25 protein-coding genes and 1 pseudogene are annotated in these 24,917 nt (G+C 47.8%); 18 read left to right on the top strand and 8 right to left on the bottom strand.

Annotation, left to right across the window (positions count from 1 at the left end):
* Window positions 1-182 precede the first annotated feature (182 nt).
* Window positions 183-779, bottom strand: a complete 597-nt coding sequence (locus tag CHI14_RS08820; protein ID WP_095288064.1) for a helix-turn-helix domain-containing protein — start codon at window positions 777-779, stop codon at window positions 183-185.
* Between the two features lie 447 nt (window positions 780-1,226).
* Between CHI14_RS08820 and CHI14_RS08815 the strand changes: the two are divergent.
* The 10 genes and pseudogenes from CHI14_RS08815 to CHI14_RS08770 all read left to right on the top strand — a co-directional run.
* Window positions 1,227-1,610: pseudogene (locus CHI14_RS08815) on the top strand (phage holin family protein); the annotation flags it as partial.
* 250 nt (window positions 1,611-1,860) lie between these two features.
* Window positions 1,861-2,148, top strand: a complete 288-nt coding sequence (locus tag CHI14_RS08810; RefSeq protein ID WP_095288062.1) for a Dabb family protein — start codon at window positions 1,861-1,863, stop codon at window positions 2,146-2,148.
* 175 nt (window positions 2,149-2,323) lie between these two features.
* A complete protein-coding gene (locus CHI14_RS08805) occupies window positions 2,324-2,785 on the top strand; it encodes a DUF86 domain-containing protein (RefSeq protein WP_095288061.1) in 462 nt (153 codons plus the stop codon).
* A gap of 11 nt (window positions 2,786-2,796) precedes the next feature.
* Complete coding sequence (locus CHI14_RS08800) at window positions 2,797-3,762, top strand: DUF4261 domain-containing protein (protein ID WP_170948062.1); 966 nt, start codon at window positions 2,797-2,799, stop codon at window positions 3,760-3,762.
* A 179-nt stretch (window positions 3,763-3,941) separates the two neighbouring features.
* Window positions 3,942-4,337, top strand: a complete 396-nt coding sequence (locus CHI14_RS08795; RefSeq protein WP_095288059.1) for a YtxH domain-containing protein — start codon at window positions 3,942-3,944, stop codon at window positions 4,335-4,337.
* A 229-nt stretch (window positions 4,338-4,566) separates the two neighbouring features.
* Window positions 4,567-5,376, top strand: coding sequence for a glutamate racemase (gene racE / locus CHI14_RS08790; RefSeq protein ID WP_095288100.1), 810 nt, complete (start codon window positions 4,567-4,569; stop codon window positions 5,374-5,376).
* A gap of 238 nt (window positions 5,377-5,614) precedes the next feature.
* Window positions 5,615-6,847, top strand: coding sequence for a M14 family metallopeptidase (locus CHI14_RS08785; RefSeq protein WP_095288058.1), 1,233 nt, complete (start codon window positions 5,615-5,617; stop codon window positions 6,845-6,847).
* Window positions 6,848-6,995: 148 nt separating this feature from the next.
* Window positions 6,996-7,247 (top strand): hypothetical protein, encoded by a 252-nt coding sequence (locus CHI14_RS08780; RefSeq protein ID WP_095288057.1) that lies wholly within the window; start codon window positions 6,996-6,998, stop codon window positions 7,245-7,247.
* A gap of 150 nt (window positions 7,248-7,397) precedes the next feature.
* Window positions 7,398-7,700, top strand: a complete 303-nt coding sequence (locus tag CHI14_RS08775) for a heme biosynthesis protein HemY (RefSeq protein ID WP_095288056.1) — start codon at window positions 7,398-7,400, stop codon at window positions 7,698-7,700.
* 21 nt (window positions 7,701-7,721) lie between these two features.
* Window positions 7,722-7,943 (top strand): YuzB family protein, encoded by a 222-nt coding sequence (locus tag CHI14_RS08770; protein ID WP_095288055.1) that lies wholly within the window; start codon window positions 7,722-7,724, stop codon window positions 7,941-7,943.
* An 81-nt stretch (window positions 7,944-8,024) separates the two neighbouring features.
* Here the strand turns inward: CHI14_RS08770 and CHI14_RS08765 are convergent, their stop codons facing one another.
* Complete coding sequence (locus tag CHI14_RS08765; RefSeq protein ID WP_095288054.1) at window positions 8,025-8,423, bottom strand: hypothetical protein; 399 nt, start codon at window positions 8,421-8,423, stop codon at window positions 8,025-8,027.
* A 202-nt stretch (window positions 8,424-8,625) separates the two neighbouring features.
* Between CHI14_RS08765 and CHI14_RS08760 the strand changes: the two genes are divergently transcribed.
* From CHI14_RS08760 to CHI14_RS08750, 3 genes are all read left to right on the top strand, one after another.
* On the top strand, window positions 8,626-8,907 hold the full coding sequence (locus tag CHI14_RS08760; RefSeq protein WP_095288053.1) for a hypothetical protein: 282 nt from the start codon (window positions 8,626-8,628) through the stop codon (window positions 8,905-8,907).
* 179 nt (window positions 8,908-9,086) lie between these two features.
* Window positions 9,087-9,917, top strand: a complete 831-nt coding sequence (locus CHI14_RS08755; protein WP_095288052.1) for an aldo/keto reductase — start codon at window positions 9,087-9,089, stop codon at window positions 9,915-9,917.
* 300 nt (window positions 9,918-10,217) lie between these two features.
* Complete coding sequence (locus CHI14_RS08750) at window positions 10,218-11,123, top strand: prenyltransferase (RefSeq protein ID WP_095288051.1); 906 nt, start codon at window positions 10,218-10,220, stop codon at window positions 11,121-11,123.
* 148 nt (window positions 11,124-11,271) lie between these two features.
* On the opposite strand, the gene CHI14_RS08745 is transcribed toward CHI14_RS08750, so the two are convergent.
* The 4 genes from CHI14_RS08745 to CHI14_RS08730 form a co-directional block, all read right to left on the bottom strand.
* Window positions 11,272-12,009 carry a DsbA family oxidoreductase gene (locus tag CHI14_RS08745; RefSeq protein ID WP_095288050.1) on the bottom strand — a complete coding sequence of 246 codons (738 nt, stop codon included), beginning with the start codon at window positions 12,007-12,009 and terminating at the stop codon, window positions 11,272-11,274.
* A gap of 216 nt (window positions 12,010-12,225) precedes the next feature.
* Window positions 12,226-12,630 (bottom strand): cytidine deaminase, encoded by a 405-nt coding sequence (locus CHI14_RS08740; RefSeq protein WP_095288099.1) that lies wholly within the window; start codon window positions 12,628-12,630, stop codon window positions 12,226-12,228.
* Between the two features lie 81 nt (window positions 12,631-12,711).
* The gene (locus CHI14_RS08735) at window positions 12,712-14,706 is read right to left on the bottom strand and encodes an LTA synthase family protein (protein WP_095288049.1); all 1,995 of its coding nucleotides are present in this window, start codon (window positions 14,704-14,706) and stop codon (window positions 12,712-12,714) included.
* Window positions 14,707-14,906: 200 nt separating this feature from the next.
* Window positions 14,907-16,058, bottom strand: a complete 1,152-nt coding sequence (locus CHI14_RS08730; protein WP_095288048.1) for a THUMP domain-containing class I SAM-dependent RNA methyltransferase — start codon at window positions 16,056-16,058, stop codon at window positions 14,907-14,909.
* Between the two features lie 242 nt (window positions 16,059-16,300).
* Here CHI14_RS08730 and CHI14_RS08725 point away from each other — a divergent pair, with 242 nt between their 5' ends.
* Window positions 16,301-16,933: an O-methyltransferase gene (locus CHI14_RS08725; protein WP_095288047.1), complete on the top strand. Its 633-nt coding sequence runs from the start codon at window positions 16,301-16,303 to the stop codon at window positions 16,931-16,933.
* A 125-nt stretch (window positions 16,934-17,058) separates the two neighbouring features.
* On the opposite strand, the gene CHI14_RS08720 is transcribed toward CHI14_RS08725, so the two are convergent.
* Window positions 17,059-18,273, bottom strand: coding sequence for an asparaginase (locus CHI14_RS08720; RefSeq protein ID WP_095288046.1), 1,215 nt, complete (start codon window positions 18,271-18,273; stop codon window positions 17,059-17,061).
* Window positions 18,274-18,696: 423 nt separating this feature from the next.
* On the opposite strand from CHI14_RS08720, the gene CHI14_RS08715 reads away from it, so the two are divergent.
* On the top strand, window positions 18,697-19,902 hold the full coding sequence (locus CHI14_RS08715; RefSeq protein ID WP_095288045.1) for a cytochrome P450: 1,206 nt from the start codon (window positions 18,697-18,699) through the stop codon (window positions 19,900-19,902).
* 89 nt (window positions 19,903-19,991) lie between these two features.
* Here CHI14_RS08715 and CHI14_RS08710 read toward each other — a convergent pair whose 3' ends face one another.
* Entirely contained in the window at window positions 19,992-21,254 is a 1,263-nt protein-coding gene (locus CHI14_RS08710) for an MFS transporter (protein WP_170948060.1), read from the bottom strand.
* Window positions 21,255-21,397: 143 nt separating this feature from the next.
* Between CHI14_RS08710 and hemE the strand changes: the two genes are divergently transcribed.
* The 3 genes from hemE to hemY are packed head-to-tail and all read left to right on the top strand — an operon-like array spanning window position 21,398 to window position 24,829.
* Window positions 21,398-22,462: a uroporphyrinogen decarboxylase gene (gene hemE / locus CHI14_RS08705; protein WP_095288043.1), complete on the top strand. Its 1,065-nt coding sequence runs from the start codon at window positions 21,398-21,400 to the stop codon at window positions 22,460-22,462.
* Window positions 22,455-23,405 (top strand): ferrochelatase, encoded by a 951-nt coding sequence (gene hemH, locus CHI14_RS08700; protein ID WP_095288042.1) that lies wholly within the window; start codon window positions 22,455-22,457, stop codon window positions 23,403-23,405. The genes hemE and hemH overlap by 8 nt, the downstream gene beginning before the upstream one ends.
* Entirely contained in the window at window positions 23,405-24,829 is a 1,425-nt protein-coding gene (gene hemY / locus CHI14_RS08695) for a protoporphyrinogen oxidase (protein ID WP_095288041.1), read from the top strand. The genes hemH and hemY overlap by 1 nt, the downstream gene beginning before the upstream one ends.
* Window positions 24,830-24,917 lie beyond the last annotated feature (88 nt).

The raw sequence follows: 24,917 nt of genomic DNA, 5'->3' as shown, positions 1-24,917 counted from the left end.
GGCTCTGTGTTTTGCTCTTATTTGTACGTACAAATCATACAATGATTTATTATAGGTTCGAACAAGTTATTGGAGCAAAGTGAAGGGGATGCACGTCACAGCTATATCAAGAGGTATGTTTCATTTAAAAAGGCTCTGTCTTCCCGTGTGGGAAGAACAGAGCCTTTTGTCTGTTCGCTAATTTAGTTGTTGCGACGGTCTTTCAGGATGACATCTGCGAACAGGATGGTTTTCGGGATGCGGAAAAATTGTTCCGCTTGTTCCTGAAACGCGGCAGAAGGCAGCGTTCCCTGATGCAGCCATTTGCGGAAAGTGCCGGGATGAACCCCGATCCAGTGGCTGACATCTGTCACCGACAAATCATGGACCATACACAAGCCTGTCAGAATACGGTTGCTAACCGGAGATCGGGTCACCGTACGCTTCATGAAACGGGAAGGCTCGGGCTGACAAATGACCGGGCTTTTGCGTACCACTTCTTCATTGAAGAGGATGTGACGCGGGTAGCCTAGCAATTGGCACGCCTTGTCCAAATTGGTACTGCCGGGTATCCGCCCCTCATACACCCACGCGCTCACGCTGCGTGATGAGATGGATAGATCTTCGGCAAGCTGGGACAACTTGATATCATTGGCCATCAGCACGGCTAGAAGAACGCGGTTTCGGATTTGACAGCGTGTCGGTTTACGGAATCGTTTAACACGGACGCCTTTTCCCAAGTATTTACGGTTGATCAGAGACCACGCCTGGATGGAATGTTGTTCTGGTTGATTAGGCATATTTCCTCCGATTTTTTTAACCAAATACTACAATAAGAACCGGGGTACTTTCAAGTGCCAGGTGCACTGGTTTGGATTGGGCTCAATCCTGTGAGAATGATAAAGGAGGGAATTATGGACTAGGGTATGTGCAATTCATTTCCTAGTATATTCCTAGATTACAATGATTCACTAAATTTCAGGGATCAAAGAGAACATGAAAACCAATAAATTAGGTCTTAAAGACTATTTATAGGACTTTTATACTTTTCTCTGATTTTAGTTGATATGATGCGGATTATTACCTAAAATCCACCAAAAAATTGAGACAGAACTAATCCTTATCCCGGAATGATGTGCACAAATCCGAAAATAAAATCCGCAGGTTGAACCGGGCGATTGGTCTGTCAAAATCTCTAACTCTTACATATCTTGAATAGTGATCAATTCAGAGAGAGGGGTGAGAACGTGAGTCCAGCCGTAAATACCTTTGCTGCAATTTCCGGAGCGTTCGTTACGTTTGCTTTTGGCGTTTGGGATGAATTGCTGAGTCTGCTTGTCATTGCGATGGCTGTGGATTATGTTACAGGTCTCGCTGCAGCGGTGAGGTCGGGAACAGGGTTAAATAGCAACATCGGCTTCTGGGGACTTGCCCGCAAGGGGCTGATGCTGACCGTTATCCTTCTTGCTCACCGTATTGATCTGCTTATGGGAACAGACATTATCAAGGGAGGGGCCATCTACTTCTACTTGGTTAACGAGTTAATTTCCATTACAGAAAACTATGCCAGGATTGGTCTTCCGCTGCCTGATAAGCTCAGACAAGCCATTGCCGTACTGAAGAAACAGGAAGACCTTTCGGATCGGGAGTGGTCCAAACCACAAGTAAAAGCACCTGAAGCTGATTCGAAAACCCCTTCAGAAGAGACATCTCCTGCCCAGGATGAAGATAATGCAAAAAAGAATAGTTCAGCATAGCCTTCTTTTATCGTTTAGAGAACGTTTACAAGTATCCTTTCGCAATAACTAACGTTATGATATATTTTGGTTACACGAAAATTCATTCATTTCCACTAATATATGCAAACGGGGTGCTTGTTCAATGATTAAACATATTGTTCTTTTTAAAATGAAAGATCGTTCTCCAGAAACCATTGAGGCTGCTGCAAACGTTCTTCGTAACTTGCAAGGCAAAATTGATGTCCTGATCTCATTGGAAGTTGGCGTGGATGTGCTTCGCTCTGACAGATCTTTCGACATCTCATTGACAGCCGAATTTGCATCACTGGAAGATCTGCAGGCCTACCAGGTCCACCCGCTTCATCAGGAAGTCATCAAGTACATGAACGAGGTCAGAGAACAGTCTGTCGCAGTGGATTACGAGATCTAATTTAATTATTTCATTCTGCAGTTGTTAAAGGAGACTGGGCATGAGCGATTTAAGAGACGTTATGGAATTTTTATATATTTTTATCGTGTTTTTGATCGCTTGTCCGGTGATGCTATTCTGGCTTAAGCGAAGAGGAAAACGGAATCGATAATTCACTGAACGGGAAGTGACTGCATTGTATTACGTAAACAGAGAACAGATTGCCCGCAGACTTGCTGCCGTGCCGGAAGTAGCCGAAGGGCTTCGCCGGGCAGCGCAGGCTTGGGATGGCAGTCTTATGCTTGGTCTGGTCCAGGAGCGCTGTCTTCATCTGGCTATTGAAATTGTAACGGATGTGGGAAGTTATCTAATCGATGGTTTCATTATGCGGGATGCCAGCAGTTATGATGACATCATTCAGATCAATCACGAAGAGAAGGTATTTGACGTTTCGACTTACGAGGTGCTGAAGCGTCTCGTGTCGCTGCGCAAGCCGCTGGTACAGGATTACTTCAGCTGGGAGCGGGGAGAATTGCACCCGTTAAGCGCAGAGGTACCATCTATTCTGGAACAGTTCGCTGAGCAGGTTAGTATCTATGTGGAAAAAGAACTTGGTCCATTTCAGCAAGGTCAGACCGAGGGACAGAGTAAGGAATGAGGGGAACCAGCATGACAAATGAAAGGCAAGATGAAATAGAAAAAAATGAAGCGAATGATATTCCTTCCGGATTTCACCCTGTTTATATGGTGGAGCTGTTATTCCGAGAGCAACCTAAAATAGATCGGATCCGGTTGCAGAATGCACTTACCCGTTATACCGGAGAAGTCCGTCTGGCTGTGAAGCAGGTCAATGATCAACGCTCCTCACAGAATAAGACGGATGAAGCAGCGACGGAGATCGGGAAAAGTGAACCTTCAGAGCATAACCGGGACATGCTTGTTTTCTATCATGTGGATCATCCGGTTTCATTTGAGGAAGGGAATATACCTGCACAGACCTGCATGCTTCCTGTGAACGAGATCAAGGATCGTTCCCGCTTCGGTGGGGCAGTGCAGCAAGCCTGGCACTGGCCGGAAGCAGGAGATGCCGTCAAGTCAGCGCAGTATTCGATCCGGCTTCATGATATGTTCTCTGCAGCCATGTCTCGCAAACAGCGTCTGGAATTGTTCCAGAATACGCTCCAGGCAGTCATGGAAGTTCTGCCTTGTGAGGGGATGTATTGGTACGGCAGTGACAAGCTGGTCGAGCCGGAGGCTTACATTCAGTCACAGAAGCGGGAAGAACATCTCTATGGAGCAATGAATGTCCGCATGTATCAGGCAGGTGGAACGGAAGAACAGCGTGAACTGGTTATGGATACCGTTGGGTTGTCCGCGCTCGGTGTTCCCGATGTGCAGTGTCACTTTACGGGACTGGATCCGGATACGGTAGCCCAGACATTGCTTGGGGCAGCCTATTACATATTCGATCAGGGTGATGTTCTGCAGGACGGACAGACATTGGGCTCTTCTGGAGGAAGACGCTGGCGCTGTGAGCATCAGGCTGCGCTGATTGCGCCTGGCCGTTATGTCATTGATCTTGATCCGGGAGATGCACATGCTGCACAGCCGCTCGAATCATCTCGGCATCATTAATGCTGACATTCTAATGCGCAATACGGGATATAAAAAGTTTTTGCTATCTGGAGTGTCAGGTCAAGCCCTTGCTGCTTATACTGCATCAACAGAGTAGGCATTCGCCCGGATCAATAAGCATCAAGATGTATTGTTGCTTGGTATCCGGTACTTCATTAAGGTAAAGGGAGAGATGCAACGTGAAGGATTCAAACAAAAGTTTGTTGTGGGGAGCATTGATCGGTTCGGTAGTGGGTTCTGTAACAGCGCTGCTGTTGGCGCCAAAATCCGGACGTGAGCTGCGTCAGGATATTTCGGAAGGTGCGCGCCAGGTCACCGAAAAAGGTCAGGAACTGGCCGTTAAGGTCGGCGAACAAAGCTCACAGATCGTATCCAAAGTAAAAGAAACGGCAGACGTTGTCATTCAGGATATTCAATCCTGGCGGAATTGCGCTGAAGGGAAGGAATTACGCGTATCTGCTGTCATTACCGACTCGGATTCGTCTGTAGACTCTTCTGAGAACAAAGATGAAAATGAGTCTGGCATTAACGTTGTTGCGAAGCTGCCTGCAGATGATTCGAAAGATAATATCTGAAGCATTGCTGGGCAATAAGCAGGCTTTCCTCGAAGAATGAGGGGAGCCTGTTTGTTTGTGTGCGACAATGATGTGGAAGCCGCAGCGTGCGGTGTTTTATTTGAACCCTAAGATGAAATCGGGTAAGATGTAGGTACCTTTTTGCCGGAATAATCATACGGTAGGAAGAAAGCTCTGGAACCCAAATCGTTATCAGAACCAATTCAATGAAGAAGGAAGCGGTGTGTTCGTGCAGCAAGCAATCGCTATATTAGACTCCGGTGTAGGGGGATTGACCGTCGCCAAGGAAGTGATGCGTCAGCTCCCGCGGGAAAAGATCATTTATTTTGGAGATACTGCCCGGACACCGTACGGACCCCGTTCGTCCGAACAAGTTAAACAATTTACGGAACAAATCGTTGATTTCTTGATCCAGTTCGATCCGAAGGTTATCGTTATCGCCTGTAACACAGCCACGGCTGCAGCCCTTGACTATATCCGGGCGAAGGTGAATGTGCCTGTCATTGGGGTCATCCATCCCGGGGCGCGTGCTGCCATTACGGCTACTCGAACAGGGCGCATTGGCGTAATCGGTACAGTGGGAACGATAGGAAGTGGTGCATATACTTCAGCACTTAAGCAGTTATCCCCCTATATTGATGTCGTCAGTCAGGCTTGCCCTGCATTGGTGCCTCTGGTAGAGCAGGGTGAATTTCGTTCCGAGCAAACAACACTTGCGGTGGAGCAGTCGTTGGGTCAGATCAAACAACAGCCAATTGACTGTCTCATTTTGGGTTGTACCCACTATCCATTTCTTATGGAAACGATCCAGGAAGTCATGGGACAGGAAGTGAAATTGATCAGTTCGGCAGATGAGACGGCGAGGGAAATCAGTACGATTTTGTATGATAAACGAAAGCTGGCAAGTGGGGATGAGACACCGGTGCATCAATTTTTCTGTACGGGAGACCCACGCATGTTCCAGAATATTACCCGCCAGTGGTTGGGAGAACAGATCTCGAAAACACCTGTCGTGTGGCAGGTCACCCGATTAACGTAACTTTGCAGTATTACCCATTCATATTGGAGTTTAGGTTGAAGCTTAACCCACTGCACTCATCGGTCATTCCGGAGCCCTGGCGCTCCGGTTTTTTATTTATACGAATAACAGCACTTGGAAAGGGCTCGCGTGATTCATGGCACATGACGGACAACCGGGTTCGCATACATATTAGGGTAGCGCCATTAAGAGCATAGGATGGGGAGAACTGCATTCTCCAGCCGGGAAAGGAGACACCATGGAGCTTCAGTGGATTATTGTTCAGTCGGGGGATACCTTATCCCGCATTGCTTCTGCGCACCACATGACGAGGGCGTTGCTGGCTGCCCTGAACCCGGAGGCAGCGGCGCAACCCTACTTGCTTGCTGGACAGATGCTGCGAATCCTGCCGGGAACCGGTCGCAGATATGCTGTTCAGCCTGGGGAAGACGTGGGGTGGATCGCAGAACGTTTCGGCCTGAATGAAAAAGAGCTGCGTGACGCCAATCCCGAGTTTGCGAACGTTGAGGATTGGTGTGGGCGATGTATTCATATTCCGGATTCAAATGGCAAAACTATTGTCAGGTTACAGGGTGAATACGGTTACCGTGAATTAAGCCGGGATGTCGCTTTGCTTGAGAAGCAATATCCGTTCATTTCTACAGGTACAATCGGTGCAAGCGTCATGGGGAAGGCAATACCCTACGTAAAGATTGGCGAAGGACCGCGCCATATTCACGTTAATGCGTCCGTTCATGCCAATGAATGGCTTACGAGTGCGGTAATCATGCGTTTTGTTGAAGAATATGCGAGGTCATACACTGGCAGCGTGCCTTGGCAGCAATTCAGGACAGAGCGTTGGATGCAGGAAACGACGTTGTGGGTCGTGCCTATGGTCAATCCCGATGGAGTGGAGCTCGTTCAGGAGGGTGTTGTAAATAGACATCCACATGCCAAGCAGCTGCTTGCATGGAATGCCGGACGTCCGCATTTTACCCATTGGAAAGCCAATATTAGAGGGGTTGATCTGAACGATCAATTTCCGGCTCACTGGGAGGAAGAGGCAGCGCGGAGAGGCATTACATCACCCGGTCCCCGAGATTATGCAGGCAAGGCACCGTTATCTGAGCCAGAAGCAAAGGCACTTGCGGAGTGGACAGAACAACACAGCTTCGCTGCTGTCGTTTCCCTGCACAGTCAGGGGCAAGAGATCTATTGGAATTACCGTGATTTGGAGCCCAGAGAGAGTGCGCCGTTATCGCGCAGGCTGGCACGGGCCTCGGGTTACAAAGCCGTTAAATTAGGTGGAAGCGATGCGGGATACAAGGACTGGTTCATTCAGCAGTTTCGGAAGCCGGGCTTCACGGTGGAAGTCGGACTCGGCGTCAACCCACTACCTGTTGAACAGTTTGATGATATCTGCGTGGAGGTAGGTCTGCTGCTGGCTGAGCTGCTGTCGGATGGGGAAGCCGGAACCGAACCCCTATCATGAAACTTCTAGCTTCCCATTTCGTATAAAACATACGGGCGCTGTGACAGCGTCCCGTCTTTTTTTGGTTATCATACCATTGTTAAAAGGGTAATGAGTGGAATACGATCATGTGCCTTCATTGGCTCATGAAGAATATGGAGGGGTTCACATGAAGTGGAGAAGACTGCTGTCGTTCAAACGATGGACTGAAGTGTTCAAGAGACTGCCCCGCCTGTTGCGGGCTCCGCAGATCCCTTTGCATGAGAAACTGCTGTTCATCATCCCGGTCATACTGTATTGGGTTCTACCCGATGTCATGCCATTTATGCCTATTGATGATATTGGTGTTACTTTGCTGCTCATGAACTGGTTTGTCAGCCGTGCGGAGCGTAAATATCCGGTGCTGCCCTCACGCGCCTAAAATAATCATGAGGTGAATCGATACGGTTTACCTTTGATTTTGCATCAATGTTATTGCGAAGCGGAGTAACTTTCTTTACAATAGATGCTGGAGTTTAGAAATGCTGAAATTGTTGGAACCAGCAATTACAATATAGGAGATGAAGTCGAAATGAACTGCAAAATTACTCGTAATGCTGCCAAAGTATTGAAATTGGAGCTGGACAAGCCTGAAAACGAAGGAAAAAAACTTCGTGTAGTTATCACGCATGCTCACGGTGACCACGCTCACTACGGTCTTGATCTGGACACGCCGAAAGAAAACGATACCGTAGTATCTACGGACAAAGAGATCGATGTTATTCTTGAGAATGATCAACCGCTTTTGGATGGTGTTAAAATTGACTACCTGTACCTTCCGCAAGAAGGATTTGTCATCACGAACCCTTCCAAAGGCAACCACGGCGACCACTAAGGCCGCGAAGAAGGGGAACTCATGGCTAACGATATCCGCGTATGCGAAAAGTGTAATCATATCAGACTGAAGTCGATTGTACCCAAGCTGGAGAAAATGGCTCCCGATACGGAGATCAAGATTGGGTGCAAATCGTACTGTGGTCCGTGTGCGAAGCGTGCTTTTGTATTTATCAACGGTCGGTACATTAGTGCGCCGACAGAAGAAGAAGTGCTGGCGAAAGTTGCGAAATTCGTGAAGTAATAGAGAGGCTGATGCCTCTCTTTTTTTGTGCACAGAGATAACTTGGTAGTATTTCAATGTTCCAAGAACACTTAGGGAGGATTATAGGGGAGCGTCTTTTTTCATTTCATGAATTTCAAAGGTATCCTCACGTATTTCGATAGCGACTACCGTGTCGTTTTTTTTGAGGAAATGAACATGTCCCATTCGGTTCTCCTCCAACTCTACCCACCCTTCATCGTGTAATTTCTGAAAATAATCAGCAGGCGTATACAGGCCTTGTTCCCCTCCGATATGTTTCAATTCATACGTTTCACTTATTTTGATATTGGGGTTTGCTGAATCTGTCGTGACTTTTAATGGTTTGGCATTCGTCGGAACTGGAATATCGGCAATAATGGAGGAACTTGTATAACCCGTTATTTCATACGTTGCAGAGGCACAGCCACTGGTTATCAATAACAAAGTCAACATGATGACCGGAATCCTCAGGTTTTTCAAACAACCACCTCTTTCTTCTAAAAAGTCATCTATAAGATAAACGCAGTGAGTTAGGAGAAGGTTACAATCATGGGTATTATGAAGGTTCAAATGGAGTCACGACATGAGATTCATAAATTGTTTATGCAAAAGAAGAATAAGGTAGGACCTCATCATCCATCCTAAAGGGGTAACAGGAACATGATCCCAAGGAGGAATACTCATGCCGAAGCGTTATGATTCCAGTTTGCAAGCGAATACGACCGTATCTCAGGCGCAGAATGCAGTGAACAAACTTCATTTTGCCGTATCTCAGGCCATGTCACATCCTACAGAGCAGACCATTGAACAGGCCGAGCGCCGATTGGCGCATACGGAGCAGGCGATGCTTCAGGCTGAACGTTCGCTTGGAGGACAGGGTGTTGAGCTGGCAGAAGAGATGTTCTCTGAGGAGAAGAGAAGATTGAACTCCATCCAGAGTCAGAGCGGGCAAGGGAATCAATAGCTGTTCCTGTCACACCAGAACCCGCATGCCATAGAGCGTTGCGGGTTCTTTTTCTCATGTCGCCTTTTCAAGAATCTCCCCGAAATAGGTCGCCTGTACAGGAAGATAAGGAAACGCTTAAATTTCTGTCAGAAGGTTAATAAACCTTGAGCAGCCAAATTCCATACGGGAGGTACAGGATGACCAAACATATTACAGATTGCACGATTCTGAATAATGGGGTAACGATGCCTTGGCTAGGATTTGGGACATATAGAGCAAAGGGTAAGGAAGTGCAGCAAGCGGTTGAGACCGCATTGGAAGTAGGATATCGCAGTATTGATACGGCATCTGTCTACGGGAATGAAGAAGAAGTGGGACAAGCCATAGCAAGCAGTGGAATTGCTCGCAATGAGTTGTTCGTGACAACCAAGCTCTGGAATGAGGATCAGGGTTTCGATTCGACGCTTAGAGCATTTGAGGCCAGTCAGAAGGCGCTGGGACTGAATGTCATTGATCTATACTTAATTCACTGGCCGGGAAGAGACCAGTACAAGGAGACGTGGAGAGCATTCGAACGTCTATATAGCGAAGGAAGCGTACGGGCGATTGGTGTGAGCAATTTCCAGATCCATCATTTGCGCGAGATCATAGATGAAGGTGGAACGGTACCTGCGGTCAATCAGGTGGAACTGCATCCAGGTCTGATTCAGCAGGAACTGCAGGATTTCTGCGGGGAGCAGGGAATTCAGCTGGAAGCCTGGAGCCCCATCATGCGAGGAAAACTGAACAATGAATCCACGTTAAAGGGCCTTGCCCAAAAATATGGAAAGACACCGGCACAGATCATTTTGCGCTGGGATATTCAAAATCAGATTGTGACCATACCGAAGTCCGTTACACCCGAACGGATTCGTGAGAATGCTGACATTTTTGATTTTGAGTTAACGCCGGATGAACTCAGATCGATTGATGCCTTGGATTCTGATAAGAGAACCGGGCCGCATCCGGATCAACTCTTTTGGGATTGAGTGAAGGTATAAGGAATATCTAATTCATACACCATTCCATAAGCTAAAAGGTCCTCTTCAAAAAGGAGAGGGCCTTTTCTCTCTTTCATCATTGCTGCCCGACTTGGATTCGAGGCATGCTGCCCAAGTGAGGCTTCTGATAAAGGAAAACGTTTAACGCAGTCAACTGGAGAGATTCAGTCGTAATAACGAACAAAAATTTCCTATCACAACAATGTCAATTTGGTGTATAATCTAATATTATGTGAACGTCGTCACAAAGTGTTAAAGATTTAGCATCATAGGAGGCATATATACATCATGAGTAATTGGGCTTTATTTAAAAATATGACCCGACTGTATTCCGTAACGGTAATGGTTGTTCCCATAATACTAGGAACCATCTCTGCCTATGCTATGCAGAAAGAATTTAGTTTTCTTCTGTTTTTGCTGACGCTGGTAGGCGCGGTGTCAGCTCATATTTTTTCCAATATGGTAAACGATCTATGGGATTATCGGAACGGAACCGATACCCAAGCAACGGAGACAGAAGGCGCGATTTCGACGCACTCCGGGTTTCTGACTTCGGGAACCATGACCGAGAAGAAATTTGCGGCTATAACCTGGGGATTCCTTGTGCTGGCTGGGGCTTGTGGTCTCATTCTTACGATCGTCAGCGGTTGGCCGATCCTGGCTATTGCGCTGATCGGTGCTCTGATCGCTTATTTCTATGTTGCGCCGCCCATTAAATTCGGCTACCGCGGTAAAGGCTATAGTGAAATCGGGATATTTATTTCTTTTGGTATCCTGCCAGTTCTGGGTGCCTACTATGTACAGACAGGAGAGTTTGCGCTTGCGCCGCTGCTGCTGTCCTTGCCGGTCGGCATGCTGACCACCATGCTTCTATTTAACCATCATTTTCTGCACTGGCGTGCGGACCGTGAAATTGGCAAAAAGACGCTGGTCGTCATGTGGGGGGAAGAGCGGGCGCTTCGTCTATCCAAGCTGATGACGATCCTTGCTTATGTCCTTTTGATCGTAAGTGTGGTGTTTCATGCTTTGCCCGTTTATGGTCTTGTTGCGATTATTTCCGTTATCCCAATGTATAGGGTTTATAAATCACTGGGCAAAGTTAATCCGTCCGAGACGTATCTGCCGCTTATGGGAGCTTCCCAGCAATCATCTGTGCTCTGTGGTCTGATCATGTGCGTAGGGCTGCTGCTCTAAAAGAGGATAAATAGGGTCCGGTCCTGCGTCAGGCAGGTCGGGCTTTTTATTTATTTTATATGGATGAATTTTACGTACGAATTAATCAGATTTAAGTTGAAAAAAGCAGCAGGTTCAGGGGATTTCCCTTGCTCCTGCTGCTTTTGTGTTATTTGGATGGTTTATCGGATTGCGGTACTTCGCATCCATCATCCGTGCACACACCGCCGGCATCGGCGTTAGCTGTGCTGGATTCAACCATGGTGAAAGGGGAACGCTCATCCCACGCCTTCTGAATGGCATCCCGGAACACATCGTCCGGCTGCGCGCCTGATACCGCGAATTTGCGGTCGAATACGAAGAATGGCACGCCGCGAATGCCTAATTGCTCGCCTTCAGCCTGATCTGCACGAACCTGGTCCGCGAATTGATTGCTGGCCAACACCTCGGCAGCTGCGTTGCGATCCAGACCGACTTCCTCGGCCAGTTGAATCAGTACATCGGTATCACCAACGTGTTTGCCTTCCATGAAAATGGCTTTGAACAAACGCTCGCTGAGTTCAAGCATTTTGCCTTGTGTATCTGCCCAGTGGGTCAGGCGATGAGCGGAGAACGAGTTGGTTGGGATCATCTCATCAATGTTATATTCCAGTCCAGCCGTACGGGCATTGGCGTTCATTTGGGCATTCATGCCCTTTGCCTGTTCCACGCTCATATTGTATTTGGCAGCCAGGTATTCCGCATTCGTTTTGCCGCTGTTCAGTTCAGCATTAGTATCCAGCTCGAAGCTTTTGAATTGCAGCTTCACTTCATCCCGGTGTGGGAACTGAGCCAATACATTTTCCAAACGGCGTTTGCCGATATAACAGAAAGGACACATAAAGTCGGACCATATTTCAATATTCATTCCTCTGAAACCTCCATATAAATGAAACTATTTTAGTTACAATTATAAAGCGACTTTCTAAATAACGCAAGGCGGGTATCAGGCTGGTCCCAAAAAAGAAGTGCTAAACATGCAGTGGACTGCACGCTTAACACTTTTTGTGGGAAATCAAGGTGAAAATCCTCGATTCGAAAGTACCTGAATACTTGAATTACGTAAAGAAGCGGAATTGTATCACTATTTATCCCGGTATGCCTGGGACCAGTGGTAAGGTTGGATTTCGTCCAGTCTTTTATAGATTAACCTTCCATCCGGGTCATATACAGCGGCTTTGACATCTTCACCCCAGAAAAATAAACGTTCCTGACATACCCCGCAAGGAGTGAGAACTTTGAATTCCGAATGTTCGTCATCTCGTGCCACGCAGATGGAGTGAGTAACTCTCTCGTTTAATTTATGTGCTTCGAGGTAGGCGCCCGTCTCCATGCACAGGTGTGTGGCATCATTGATCACTTCTGGAGCAACGCTGATTAACAGCGAACCCGCTGATGTATAAACTGCTGCTGCACCACCCCAACCCTGAGGGTAGCGATGCTTCACAAAGTTTGCTGCTTCATCATATAATTTTTGTTCAATGGACAAGTTTTCTGATTGAATTGTCATGATTTTATGTTTCTCCTTTAATCGAAAACTACTATACGACGACATTGGCATTGGCTTCCTCTAGGAGGCAGGTTCTGCGCTGTTTTCTTCACGGAATCGCCGGATCAGGTCATACGTTATGACGGTATCGGACACATGCAATCTCTTCGAAGCTTCGTCATGTCCGGAATTGCACGCACTGATGTCTGTCTTGTTGCGGGTGGACAGATCATAACATGAACCGTTCTCGTAAATATAATCGTCTGAAGGAATATAAAACACCGAACCGTCAGTGAATGCACCACTTCGCAATACAACGGTACGGGATGATCCGTCATAGATGTCGTTCCCCATGTGATAATATTCATCCGGGATGCCGAGCAAATGAAGCGCTGATGGAGTAATATCCAGTTGTCCAGCAGGTTGGTCTAAGGTTCCTGCTTCGGCTCCGTCCGGCAGATGCACCAGCAGCGGGACCTCATTCATGATTTGCTCCATATCCAGTTCATTCAGGGACCGTCCAAGGAACTGCTCATACTGCGCTTGTTCTTTGATCGAATTATCGTGATCCCCATAGAACATGAAGATGGTTTTGTCCCATAATCCCCGGTTCTTCAGATCTTCCACCATACTGCCCAGCGCAGAATCCACATAATGAACGGATTGCAGATAATCACCAAACATCGTGCCCTCGAACTCACCTACATCAAGCTGCTGTTTATCCTGCGGGAGTGCATATGGATGATGACTGCTGAGTGTGATGAGGAAGGAATAGAACGGCTTGGTAACCTCGCTGTCCATCTTCTGAACGGATTGTCGGAAAAAAGACTCATCGGACAGGGACCAGCCCAGTGGATCATCCTGTTCAAAATCATTTTTGCTGTAAAATTTGTCGTAGTTCATGTTCTGATACATCGTATAACGGTTCCAAAATCCGCTCTCGTACGCATGAAATACATTGGTGCTGTAGCCATTGTCCTTCAGTATTGAAGGCAAGGAATCATACGCGTGGTCCGCGTAACGAACAAAAGCTGATCCTACAGGCAGTGGATGGAGTGAGATATTGGCTCCAAAATCGGCATCCGATGTTCTGCCCTGACCTGTTTGGTGATAAAAATGACTGTAATATTGGCTTTCCTTCATCAATTCATTAAAATGCGGCGTGATTTCCTGACCACCGATACTTTGCCCAATCATGAAATTCATGAAGGCTTCTCCTTGAACGATGATGAGATTACTATCCTTGTACTTGCCAAACAGGGCATTTTCACTAGAGGTGTTATTCTGTCTGTCAGCAAAAAAGGCTTTCGCTTGCTCGACATCTGCAGGATCCGCTTCGGGACCGGAACCGATATGGTCTTTTGCATAGTTGTACAGATCATATCCATGAAAAGCGAGAAGTCCGGTCACGTTGTACATGGAAACATTCCACCAATTATTGTCGAACAGCCCCTTGGCCCACGTTTTACTGTAAAAATAGATAGGCCCCACCGCAAGACACAGTCCAAGCACCAAGGCAATGCCGCCTGCAGTGAGTGTGCGCATGCCTCTTTTCTTGCCGCGGTAGTTGGAGTAATTCCCCAACCCGTTACTGGTTGTAGACAAACGGGAGATACGATTTCGCCTGCTGAAAAGCAGGATGGCTCCATATGGAATGATGGCAAGCCAGTCTACGAAGAACCACAAGTCACTGGCGTGTATGAGCGTAGCGATGCTGTCGCCCAGAGCATCAACTTGTCTGGCCTGCATTAACACAGGGATCGTTAGAAAGTCCTGAAAGTATCGATAATAAACCATATCGGCATAGATCAGCGCTGTGAGGAGCAGATTGATCACGACAAGAGATAATATCATACCCCGCCTAGGCAGCCACCAGGTCCAGAAGGACAGGAGCAGCAAAGAGCCGATCGCAATGACCTTATCCAGGAGACCCATGGTGATGTTATAGGCGTGCAGGTTGTGATGAAGCCACATGAGTTTCAGCAGCATCAGCACCAGAAAAATGAGATATAACGTAAGTGGATGATTAAGAAGCCTACGCGGCGTCATGCTGCGTGTAGGCTGTGAGATGACCATCTAGGTTCCCTCCCAGTTGCAGTGTTTTGTTCATCTAATGTTAACGGAATGTAAAAACAGGGCTCCATTCATTATAGCTCTCCTTCATGGCATTTCAACTATGCCCCTAGCAGAAGTGCTTCATGCAGATCGTTGCTTGCATAACCGTACAAAAAACGCCCCAGCCATGAAGGCAGGAGCGTTCAGTTTAAATCGTATCATTACTGTTTCGGTGATGAATTCCGCGGAGGCAATGGCCCCAAGTACTGATAGTATTGGGTTTCAATGCGTCCGTTAAACAGTTTGCGGCGTTTGTCCGCTTTACGGCCAAAAGCTTCTTCGAAGGATTTGGTTGAAGTGATGGCGAAAAAGGACCAGGTCGGCATCTCGAGATAACTGCGGCCTAAGGAGCGGATCAGCTTCAAGACGTCCTTCTCTTCGCTCAGGCGTTCACCATATGGCGGATTGGTGATAATTACACCATACTGCCCTTGAGGTCTGGCACGGTGTGCAGGAAGTACACTAACTTCAATATCCTTGGCAAATCCCGCACTCTTGATCGCTGCCTGAGCTACTTCGATCGCTTCAGGATCGATATCACTACCGGCAATCTGCAATGGAACATCGTCACGAACCGCATCAAATGCTTCCTCACGAGCCTGTTCCCACAGTTCTTTAGGGATAACATCCCAATTCTCGGAGTTGAAGGAGCGGCGCAGTCCTGGGGCGATGTTCCACCCGATCATGGCTGCTTCAATCAGCATGGTACCTGAACCGCAGCACGGATCATAGAAGGGACGGGATACGTTCCAACGGCTGAGCTGAATAAGCGCTGCGGCAAGTGTTTCTTTCAGCGGAGCCTCAGTCACCAGTTTACGATAACCCCGTTTGTGCAGTCCTGGTCCGGTCGTGTCGAGTGTAAGCAGGGCGCGGTCATTCAGCAAAATCACCTCAATGACATAACGAGCCCCGTTCTCGGGGAACCATTCAGTGTTATGTGTCAGCTTCAGTTTCTCAACGATCGCTTTTTTCACGATACCCTGAGAGGCAGGAACGCTGCTCAGTTGGGATTTGTGGGAGCGGCCTTCGACAGGGAATTCACCGTTCGCTGGGATCCATTCTTCCCAAGGGAGTGCCTTGGTACCTTCAAACAATTCGTCAAATGTGGTTGCCGGGAATTCACCCATCTTGATAAGGACGCGGTCAGAACTTCTCAGCCACAAGTTACAGCGGCAAATATCAATATAATCTCCAGTAAATACAACCCGGCCGTTCTCGACCGTAACATCCTCATACCCCAGCTGTTTCAGTTCCCGAGCTACAACAGCCTCAAGTCCCATTGCTGAGGTCGCAATTAATTGCAATTGAGCCATGTGTTTCATTTCAACTCCATTTCAAGCGGAAGAGGACGATGCCTTCATTCAGCTGTATAGTAACGGTGCGGCCTTGCCGCATTCCGTGAAAAAACTTACAATGAGAAATGCGGTGGAGCACTAAGCTCGCTAAGAAGCAGGTGATACTGTAGTTTAACCGCCTGTGTTGATAACAAACATTCATTATAGAACATTGGCATCCATAAGGAAAGCAGTCCAAGTGTCCAAGGAGGATATACGTGGTGAATCTTACCCCTGACGAATATGTAAATCAATTATTTCAAGAGGATGAGCTGTTATTAAAGGTGAAAGAGGCCATCCGTTCAAACAACATGCCGGAGGTATCGGTTGCACCGGCTTATGGCCGTTTGCTCACGTTTCTCGCCAAGACATCAAAGGCAGAGGCTGTGCTGGAAATCGGCGTATTGGGTGGTTACAGCGGTATTTGCCTTGCTCGCGGCATGAGGGAAGGAGGAACTCTTACGTCGCTGGAGTTGAAAGAAGAATACGCGGCGATGGCTCGTGGGCATCTGGAGGAAGGTGGCTTCGGCGAAAAGGTAGAGTATCGCATTGGCCCGGCGGCAGACAGCCTGAAGCAATTGGAACAGGAAGGTCGCACATTCGATTTCTTCTTTATTGACGCAGATAAGGAAAATTATCCGGTATATCTCGATTATGCCATTAAGCTGGCCCGCCCGGGTGCTGTCATTGTAGGCGATAATTGTTTCCTGCGTGGTCGTACGCTGAATCCGGACAAGCAAGGCCCCGCTGTGCTTGCTGTGCGTCGTTTCAATGAACAGATGGCGAGTGACCCGCGCCTGGTCACCACCATGCTGCCGGATTATGATGGCTTGGCGCTGGCCTGGGTGAAGTAAAAGTGGAAAAGTAATACACACATCTGGAAACACAAAAAAAGAGATGAACACATCCCTGATCACAGGGCCCGGGTTCATCTCTTTTTTTGCCATTTTATAAAATAAGGATAACGGTATGAGAGCTATTAAACTTCAGGTGTGCCGTATGTTTCAAACCATTTTTTGATGGTGTCAAAGTCATCACTGAATGACAGGCCGAGCATGAGCAAAATACGTGCCTGTTGAGGGCTGAGGTTGTCCCCGGCAATGACACCGTTGCCGCCGCCATATACGCTTCCTGAACCTGTACGGGTCGTGGTTACGAAGATGACGCCCTCTTCAATGGCTTTCGTACGGGCTTGTCCCATTGCTCTGGAGATGCCGCCTGCTCCGGTACCGGAGGTTACGATCCCTTGGGCTCCGCCGCGTACGAAACCTTCAATCGCTTCCCCGCCAGCTTCCTGATAGGAGATGGCAATTTCGACTTTCGCCAGATCAGCCTTCGTAATCTTGCTCAGATCAAATGCCGGCTTGGCTGTGCCTTCCGGCTTCAGCGCACGTGCCGGAGCACGGTAGATTCGGATATTTTCTTCATCGATGTAACCAACAGCACCGAGCATTGGCGTTTCAAATGTATCCGTACGATAGTCATTCGTTTTGGTTACTCCACGTGCAAGCTGAATCGTATCGTTCAGCATCAATACCGTTCCGAACGAGGTAGTGCGTCCGCTGCCCGCAAGTTTGATAGCATTGTACAAGTTCGCTTGGGCATCTGAACCGATAACGGTCCATGGTCGCATGGAGCCGGTAATAACCACAGGCTTATCGCTCTGCACCGTCATGTCAAGGAAATAAGCGATCTCCTCCATGGTATCCGTACCTGTCGTAACCACGACACTGTCATACTGTGCAAGTGCCTTGTCTACAGTAAGGGATAGATCGTATAGATCTGCCATGGTATATGAACCAGAACCTGAGTTGCCGAATTGAAGTGTGCTAACATCTGCTATCTTCTGCTTGTCGGGTAGCGCATCAACCATTTCTTCAATGGGAAGTGTGCCAGCCTTGTAATTTTGGAAGCTGGTCGCATCCTCGGATTGACCTGCAATCGTTCCCCCTGTTCCAATGACAAGTACATTAGGTAATGCAGATTGTTTGGAGGATTGAGGCAAGGCCGGAATGGTTGTATTCCGTGCTGGAGTAGTAGGTGAAGTGGACTGTACCGCACTTGTTGTTCCGCTCACTTCAACAGTAGCTGCTTGAGCGGCATAGGTTCCGACCGGGGACAAAGAAATGGTCAGAGCGGTTAAAGCAGCAGTACTCCATACAGCCCAGGGACGAAGATTTGAATGTTTACTCATAATTAGCACTCTCCTTCAGGTTAGTAACATGTGATGTTTGTTCAGAAGATTATGTAAATGAATTGAGATGATTGTATTTGATGTTAACTAATATGACAACAGTAGAAAAACGGAGATTATAAGACTATATCGATAGATATTCAGAGTAAAACTATTATTTATAAGGTTAAATGAATAAATATAAATCGCTAAAAGTTGAAATGAAAAGAAGATTAAAGCTCAATAGGGGTTTTTGTGTTATTTAAGATGACATATAAGACTTTTATCCTGATTGAAAATAGAGGTTCGTGGGATTTAGATGGCATTCCCTAGGAGAAGAGGCTCAATTATTGCCAAATATTTGTATGACCATACAGTAAAGTCTATAATATATGGTGTTTCTTATATGTAAATAAGTATATATTAGCGATTGGAGGAATGACGATGAACCGAGCACCCAGAAAGTATGCCAATTATATTCCGATCCGGGAACTGGAAGCAGTAGAGCAGCAGCTATCTCCCTTCCAGGTGTACGCCGAACTTCGTGAGAATACTCCAGTCCGATACGATGAGCACCGTGAATGCTGGGATATCTTTCGTTATGAAGATGTGCAGTACGTACTGAAAAATCCCAAGTTGTTTTCTTCCGCACGTGATCGTGCAAACACCAGTATGCTTACAACGGATCCGCCCAAACACAAGCAGTTAAGGGACTTGGTTAATCAGGCATTCACACCGAGGGCCATAGAAGCGCTTGCTCCGCGCATTCAGGAGATTGCCGATGAATTAATCACTCCCCGGTTGTCCCAAGGTCAAATGGACCTGGTCGATGATCTGGCGACTCCGCTGCCTGTTATCGTCATTGCGGAACTCCTGGGAGTTCCTGCAAAAGATCGGCAGAAGTTTAAAGTATGGTCGGACGCCTTGGTTAAGGGAGCGCGCGATGACAGTGATGAAGCTTTCCAGGAGCTTATGGAAGAGAAAAAACGAAACCAACAAGAACTGGCCATCTATTTTACAGCCATTATGGAAGAACGCAGGCAGCAACCGCAGGATGATTTAATCTCTTTGCTGCTGGCAGCAGAGATTGAAGCGAAGAAGCTGAGCGAGGAGGAACTGGTTGGTTTTTGCATTTTGCTGCTTGCAGCAGGTAATGAAACAACGACCAATCTCATTACCAATGCGGTTCGTATTCTTGCTGAACAACCCGAGCTGCAGCAGCGGCTGCGTGAACATCCTGAGCACGTTGCATCAGCTGTTGAAGAGACGCTCCGTTACTACCCGCCGATTGTTGCGATTGGACGCTTAGCCAAAGAAACGGTTGAATTGAACGGGCAGACCATCCAGGAGGGGGCTCAGGTTATTTCGTGGGTAGGTTCGGCCAATCGGGATAGCGAAGTCTTTGGCGATGCAGGACAATTTGTTGAGGATCGCAAACCGAACCGGCACATGGGATTTGGATTTGGCATTCACTTTTGCCTGGGAGCCCCGCTAGCCCGTCTGGAGGCGAGGGTTGTACTCCACACCATGCTGCAGCAGATGCAGGATATCAAGCTTGTTCCTGGAACGACACTGCAGCCGATCCAGAGTGCTTTCGTATTTGGTGTGAAGGAATATCCTATTCAATTTGAGCACCTTAAACAGTCTTGACAAAGCGGTAACGAAAAAAGCCGCATTCTTTGTCCCTAGGGCAACGAATGCGGCTTTTGTAATGCGTTCCAAATGAAGGGATGTCCTGCTCAGGATTCCCTGACGAGAGTTGGCTTTTTGTATAGTTTGAATCGGACCCATACCATATTGATTAACAGGAGTCCGCCAGATACGACAAACAATCCCTCAATGCCGATGAATCCTGCCATAAAACCGCCGATTACGGCTCCGAGCATATTCCCGAGAGCGAGCGTACTCGTATTGAAACTGAATGCACGACTGATCATGCCATCTGGAGTGTAGGCTCGAATCAAGGCGTTGACGCTAGGCAGCAAACCACCCATGAACACACCCATGGCGAAACGCACCAAAATGAGCTGCCATACCGATTGTACAAAGGCTTGTGGTATTAGCAGCAGTCCCGTGCCTATAAGAGAGAAGGTCAGTACCTTATGTGCGCCAATACGATCACTGAGCTTGCCGAGAATTGGAGACATGGCCATGTTGGATAGTCCGGTGACTGCACCAACAAGTCCGGCCCAGAATGCCACGTTTACATCCGATGCATGCAGCTTCTGTACATACAGCGGCAAGAGTGACATGGGACTAATCATCGCAAACTGCAGCAGGAACGTTACAGCAAACAATGCGGGCAGCTGGGGTGACTTGTTCAATTCCTTTAACCCGGACAATACGGATTGTTCAGGTAGTTTGGCCGCTTCCTTGCGGTCGAATTTTTCCCGAACAAGGAACATGGCCAGCAATGATGCAGCGAAGATCAGGCCGCCTGTAATGTAGAATATGGGCCGGAAGCCAACGGCATCCGCAAGCAAACCGCCGATCAGCGGACCGAGAATCGTTCCGGCTACCTGTCCGGACTGACTTATACCCATGGCGAAACCCATGCGATCCTTGGGTGTTGTTCCCGAGATCAGGGAAACGGCTGCCGGATTGAAACCGGAAATGGTACCGTTGAGCAAGCGCAACAAGAGAAGCTGCCACGGATTTTGCGCAAATCCCATGAGCGCGATCACAATCGCCATCCCGAATCCGGAGCGCAGCAGCATGATTTTACGTCCATACTTATCGGACAATTTGCCCCACAAGGGCTGGAACATAAATGAAGTGAGGAAATTGGCAGCAAATATAAATCCCGCCCATATGCCAATCTCATGCTCACCGACAACGCCTAAATCCTTGGCAAGGTATAGGGATAAAAAAGGCGTAATCATGGTCATGCCCGAATTGACCAGAAACTGTCCAAACCAAAGCACGATGAGGTTAACTTTCCAAGTTTTCAAAGTGCTTTCACTTCCTTTCTGTAATTCGTGGAAAAAACACCATTCTTTCATTATACCATAATTGGCATATGGATGAGGCGATGTAAGGAATGTCATAGTATTGTCATCGGAACAGATCGGCACGTGGTTGTTACAGCTCTTCAAAAAGGGCATAATGAGAGTTATGAGTCCAAAAACTATTGGAGGCTTCTTACATGAGCTATAATGATCGTTTGATTCGAGCCAGCTTCAAGCAACAAGTGGACCGTGTTCCTGTGTGGTACATGCGTCAGGCTGGGCGTTATGATCCTGAATATCGTAAAATTAAGGAAAAGTACTCTTTGCTCGAAATTTGCCGCAGGCCAGAGCTAGCAGCTGAAGTTACACTCATGCCGGTACGTAAACTCGGTGTGGATGCGGCTATTTTGTACTCCGATATTATGAATCCGGTTGCGTCTTTGGGCATTGATTTTGATATTGTAAAAAATATTGGTCCCGTCATTGATAACCCTATCCGTTCGGCGGCAGATGTGGATCGTCTGCGTCCGATTGACGTCGAAGGGGACCTGTCGCATATTTTGGAAACCATTCGGATTCTGGACAAGGAATTGGATGTTCCCCTTATTACATTTGCGGGCGCTCCATTTACGATTGCCAGCTATCTGATCGAGGGTCGTCCTTCAAAGGGCTACATTCGGACCAAAACCATGATGTACAGCGAGCCTGAAGTATGGCACAAGCTCATGCAAAAACTAGGTGATATGGTAATTACATATGCCCGTGCACACATTGCTAATGGAGGCAAGGCTTTTCAGCTATTCGACAGCTGGGTTGGAGCCCTTTCTCCAAATGATTTCAAAACGTATGTGTTGCCGACGATTACCCGTATCTTTACCGAATTATCGGATTTGAATGTACCGAAAATCTATTTCCCTGGTGTGGCCTCCGGTGAACTGCTACCGACTCTGACGGATCTGCAAGCCAATGTGATCGGTCTGGACTGGAGAGTTTCCATCACAGAAGGCCGCAAGAGACTGGGTGGCAAATTTGCCGTACAAGGCAATCTGGATCCCTATGTGCTGACAGCACCGATGGACTTGATTAAGCAGCAGGCCAAAGTCATTATTGATGAAGGTATCAAGGAGCCAGGTTATATTTTCAATCTGGGACATGGCTTGTTCCCGGAAGCTTCTCTTGAGAAATTGAGAGAACTTACGGCATATATTCATGAATATTCTGCAGAAGTTTTGAAGACGGGGGTGACGGTTAGCAATGACTAATACCGTAGGTGTACTGGTGATGTCTTATGGCACACCTGAAAATATGGAAAGTATTGAAGCGTACTACACACATATTCGTAGAGGACGGCCGCCTGAGCCGGAACAACTGAAGGAACTGACGGACCGGTATGAGGCTATCGTTGGGGGCGTTTTCCCGCTGCGTGAAAATACAGATAATCAGGTTAAGGCCCTGCAGGAGACGCTGAGCCAGGATGAGCGTACGAACGGAGTGGAGTTCCGTTGTTATCAAGGGCTGAAGCATGCTCATCCATTTATTGAAGATGGTGTGGAACAGATGGCGAAGGACGGAATTCAGACAGCAGTCGGTGTTGTACTTGCTCCTCACTATTCCACAATGAGTGTGGGCAGCTACATCAAGCGTGCTCGTGAGAAAGCAGAGGAACTGGGAATTCAAATGTCTTTTGTTGAGAGCTACCACCTGCATCCTAAGCTGATTCAGGCTCTCTCTTCCCGTGTCAGTGCCAAGCTGGATGAATTTGAAGAGGCTGGGGCGAAGCGCGGTGAGGTACGAGTCCTGTTCAGTGCACACAGCTTGCCGGAGCGGATCGTAAGCTTGGGTGATCCTTATCCGCAGCAATTGCTTGAAACCTCAGAAGTGATTGCATCACGTGTAGGTATCAGCAACTGGCAGTTTACGTGGCAAAGCGCTGGACGTACGGCTGAACCGTGGCTTGGACCGGATATTCTGGATACTCTTCAGGAACTGTCTCGCGAACAGGTTGAGGATGTGCTTGTTGCTCCGATTGGATTCGTCTCTGATCATCTTGAAGTACTCTATGATCTGGATATTGAGGCCAAAGCGATTGCGAAGGAGATTGACATGCGCCTAATGCGGATCGATTCGCTCAATAGTGATCCTCTCTATATGGAGACGTTAAGTGACGTCATCATTAGCCAGTGGCAGCAAGGGTCGGATGTGTAATGGAAGACCAGAAACGTCGAGTTGTTGTCGTTGGTGGAGGCCTGACTGGCCTCAGCGCGGCATTTTATATTCGGAAGCATTACCGGGAAGCCGGGATTGAACCGCAAATTACACTGATTGAGAAAAGTTCGTCCATGGGTGGAATGATTGAGACGCTGCACCGGGATGGATTTGTCATTGAAAAAGGACCCGATTCATTCCTGGCCCGCAAAACTGCCATGATTGATCTCGCCAAGGAATTGGAAATGGATCATGAACTGGTAAGCCAAAATCCGGAATCCAAAAAAACGTATATTATGCAGCGGGGCAAGCTTCACCCCATGCCTGCTGGACTTGTGCTCGGAATACCAACAGAGTTGAAGCCATTTCTGAGAAGTGGCCTGGTTTCTCCGGCAGGCAAGCTGCGCGCGTTGATGGATTTCTTTATTCCACCGCGCCGTACCGCGGAAGATGAATCCCTCGGTTACATGATCGAACGGCGTCTTGGTCCGGAGGTGCTTGAAAACCTGACCGAGCCTCTGCTTGCCGGTATTTATGCCGGGGATATGCGTCGTCTGAGTCTTCAGGCGACATTCCCGCAATTCGGTGAAGTGGAACGGGATTATGGTAGTCTGATCCGCGGCATGATGACAGGTCGTAAACCTGCGGAGACACATACGGGAACGAAGAAAAGCGCGTTCTTGAATTTTCGCCAAGGACTCCAGAGTCTTGTTCATGCCTTGGTTCACGATATGCAGGATGTGGAGCAGCGTCTGAATACGTCTGTTCTATCATTGGATGTTCAGCAAGGTGGTCAAACGAGGTACAGTGTGGAGCTCAATAACGGTGAGCGTATTGAAGCGGATGACGTGATTGTTACAGTCCCGACGTATGTGGCGTCTGAACTGCTCAAACCGCATGTAGACACCTCTGCGCTGGATGCAATTAATTACGTATCTGTAGCCAATGTGGTTCTTGCTTTTGAGAAAAAGGATATTGAACATGTATTTGATGGTTCAGGCTTCCTCGTTCCACGCAAGGAAGGGCGGAATATTACAGCCTGTACCTGGACATCGACCAAATGGCTGCACACCAGTCCAGATGACAAAGTGCTGCTGCGTTGTTATGTCGGCCGCTCGGGAGACGAGCAAAATGTTGAACTTCCCGATGATGCGCTGACAGCTCTGGTGCTCAAGGATCTGCGGGAAACGATGGGTGTAGAGGCCGTTCCGATCTTCTCGGAGATTACCCGCCTACGCAAATCCATGCCGCAGTATCCCGTAGGCCATCTTCAGCATATTGCCGCACTGCGTGAGGAACTTGGCAGTAAGCTGCCGGGTGTCTACATTGCAGGTGCTGGTTATGAAGGAGTAGGTTTGCCGGACTGTATCAAACAGGCAAAAGAAATGTCGCTTCAGGCAGTTCAGAAGCTGGCTGTGCACTAATGCAATCACTATAAGGCTGCCTCTCCCGCGGAATGAATTCATTCTGTAGGAGAGGCAGCTTTTTTCATGCAGGATATTTATTTACAAG

Source organism: Paenibacillus sp. 7516 (assembly GCF_002272715.1).
Taxonomy (GTDB): Bacteria; Bacillota; Bacilli; order Paenibacillales; family Paenibacillaceae; genus Paenibacillus; species Paenibacillus illinoisensis_A.
The sequence above is the reverse complement of the archived record's forward strand: the minus strand, read 5'-3'. Positions and strand labels throughout refer to the sequence as shown.

Excerpts from the sequence above, each read along its gene's own strand:
- CHI14_RS08820 (WP_095288064.1), bottom strand. The coding sequence starts at position 779 with ATGCCTAATCAACCAGAACAACATTCCATCCAGGCGTGGTCTCTGATC.
- CHI14_RS08715 (WP_095288045.1), top strand. The coding sequence starts at position 18,697 with ATGAACCGAGCACCCAGAAAGTATGCCAATTATATTCCGATCCGGGAA.
- hemE (WP_095288043.1), top strand. The coding sequence starts at position 21,398 with ATGAGCTATAATGATCGTTTGATTCGAGCCAGCTTCAAGCAACAAGTG.
- CHI14_RS08730 (WP_095288048.1), bottom strand. The coding sequence starts at position 16,058 with ATGGCTCAATTGCAATTAATTGCGACCTCAGCAATGGGACTTGAGGCT.
- CHI14_RS08755 (WP_095288052.1), top strand. The coding sequence starts at position 9,087 with ATGACCAAACATATTACAGATTGCACGATTCTGAATAATGGGGTAACG.
- CHI14_RS08800 (WP_170948062.1), top strand. The coding sequence starts at position 2,797 with ATGACAAATGAAAGGCAAGATGAAATAGAAAAAAATGAAGCGAATGAT.
- CHI14_RS08720 (WP_095288046.1), bottom strand. The coding sequence starts at position 18,273 with ATGAGTAAACATTCAAATCTTCGTCCCTGGGCTGTATGGAGTACTGCT.
- CHI14_RS08770 (WP_095288055.1), top strand. The coding sequence starts at position 7,722 with ATGGCTAACGATATCCGCGTATGCGAAAAGTGTAATCATATCAGACTG.
- hemY (WP_095288041.1), top strand. The coding sequence starts at position 23,405 with ATGGAAGACCAGAAACGTCGAGTTGTTGTCGTTGGTGGAGGCCTGACT.
- CHI14_RS08810 (WP_095288062.1), top strand. The coding sequence starts at position 1,861 with ATGATTAAACATATTGTTCTTTTTAAAATGAAAGATCGTTCTCCAGAA.
- hemH (WP_095288042.1), top strand. The coding sequence starts at position 22,455 with ATGACTAATACCGTAGGTGTACTGGTGATGTCTTATGGCACACCTGAA.
- CHI14_RS08710 (WP_170948060.1), bottom strand. The coding sequence starts at position 21,254 with ATGAAAGAATGGTGTTTTTTCCACGAATTACAGAAAGGAAGTGAAAGC.
- CHI14_RS08785 (WP_095288058.1), top strand. The coding sequence starts at position 5,615 with ATGGAGCTTCAGTGGATTATTGTTCAGTCGGGGGATACCTTATCCCGC.
- CHI14_RS08780 (WP_095288057.1), top strand. The coding sequence starts at position 6,996 with ATGAAGTGGAGAAGACTGCTGTCGTTCAAACGATGGACTGAAGTGTTC.
- CHI14_RS08750 (WP_095288051.1), top strand. The coding sequence starts at position 10,218 with ATGAGTAATTGGGCTTTATTTAAAAATATGACCCGACTGTATTCCGTA.
- CHI14_RS08775 (WP_095288056.1), top strand. The coding sequence starts at position 7,398 with ATGAACTGCAAAATTACTCGTAATGCTGCCAAAGTATTGAAATTGGAG.
- CHI14_RS08745 (WP_095288050.1), bottom strand. The coding sequence starts at position 12,009 with ATGAATATTGAAATATGGTCCGACTTTATGTGTCCTTTCTGTTATATC.
- CHI14_RS08735 (WP_095288049.1), bottom strand. The coding sequence starts at position 14,706 with ATGGTCATCTCACAGCCTACACGCAGCATGACGCCGCGTAGGCTTCTT.
- CHI14_RS08760 (WP_095288053.1), top strand. The coding sequence starts at position 8,626 with ATGCCGAAGCGTTATGATTCCAGTTTGCAAGCGAATACGACCGTATCT.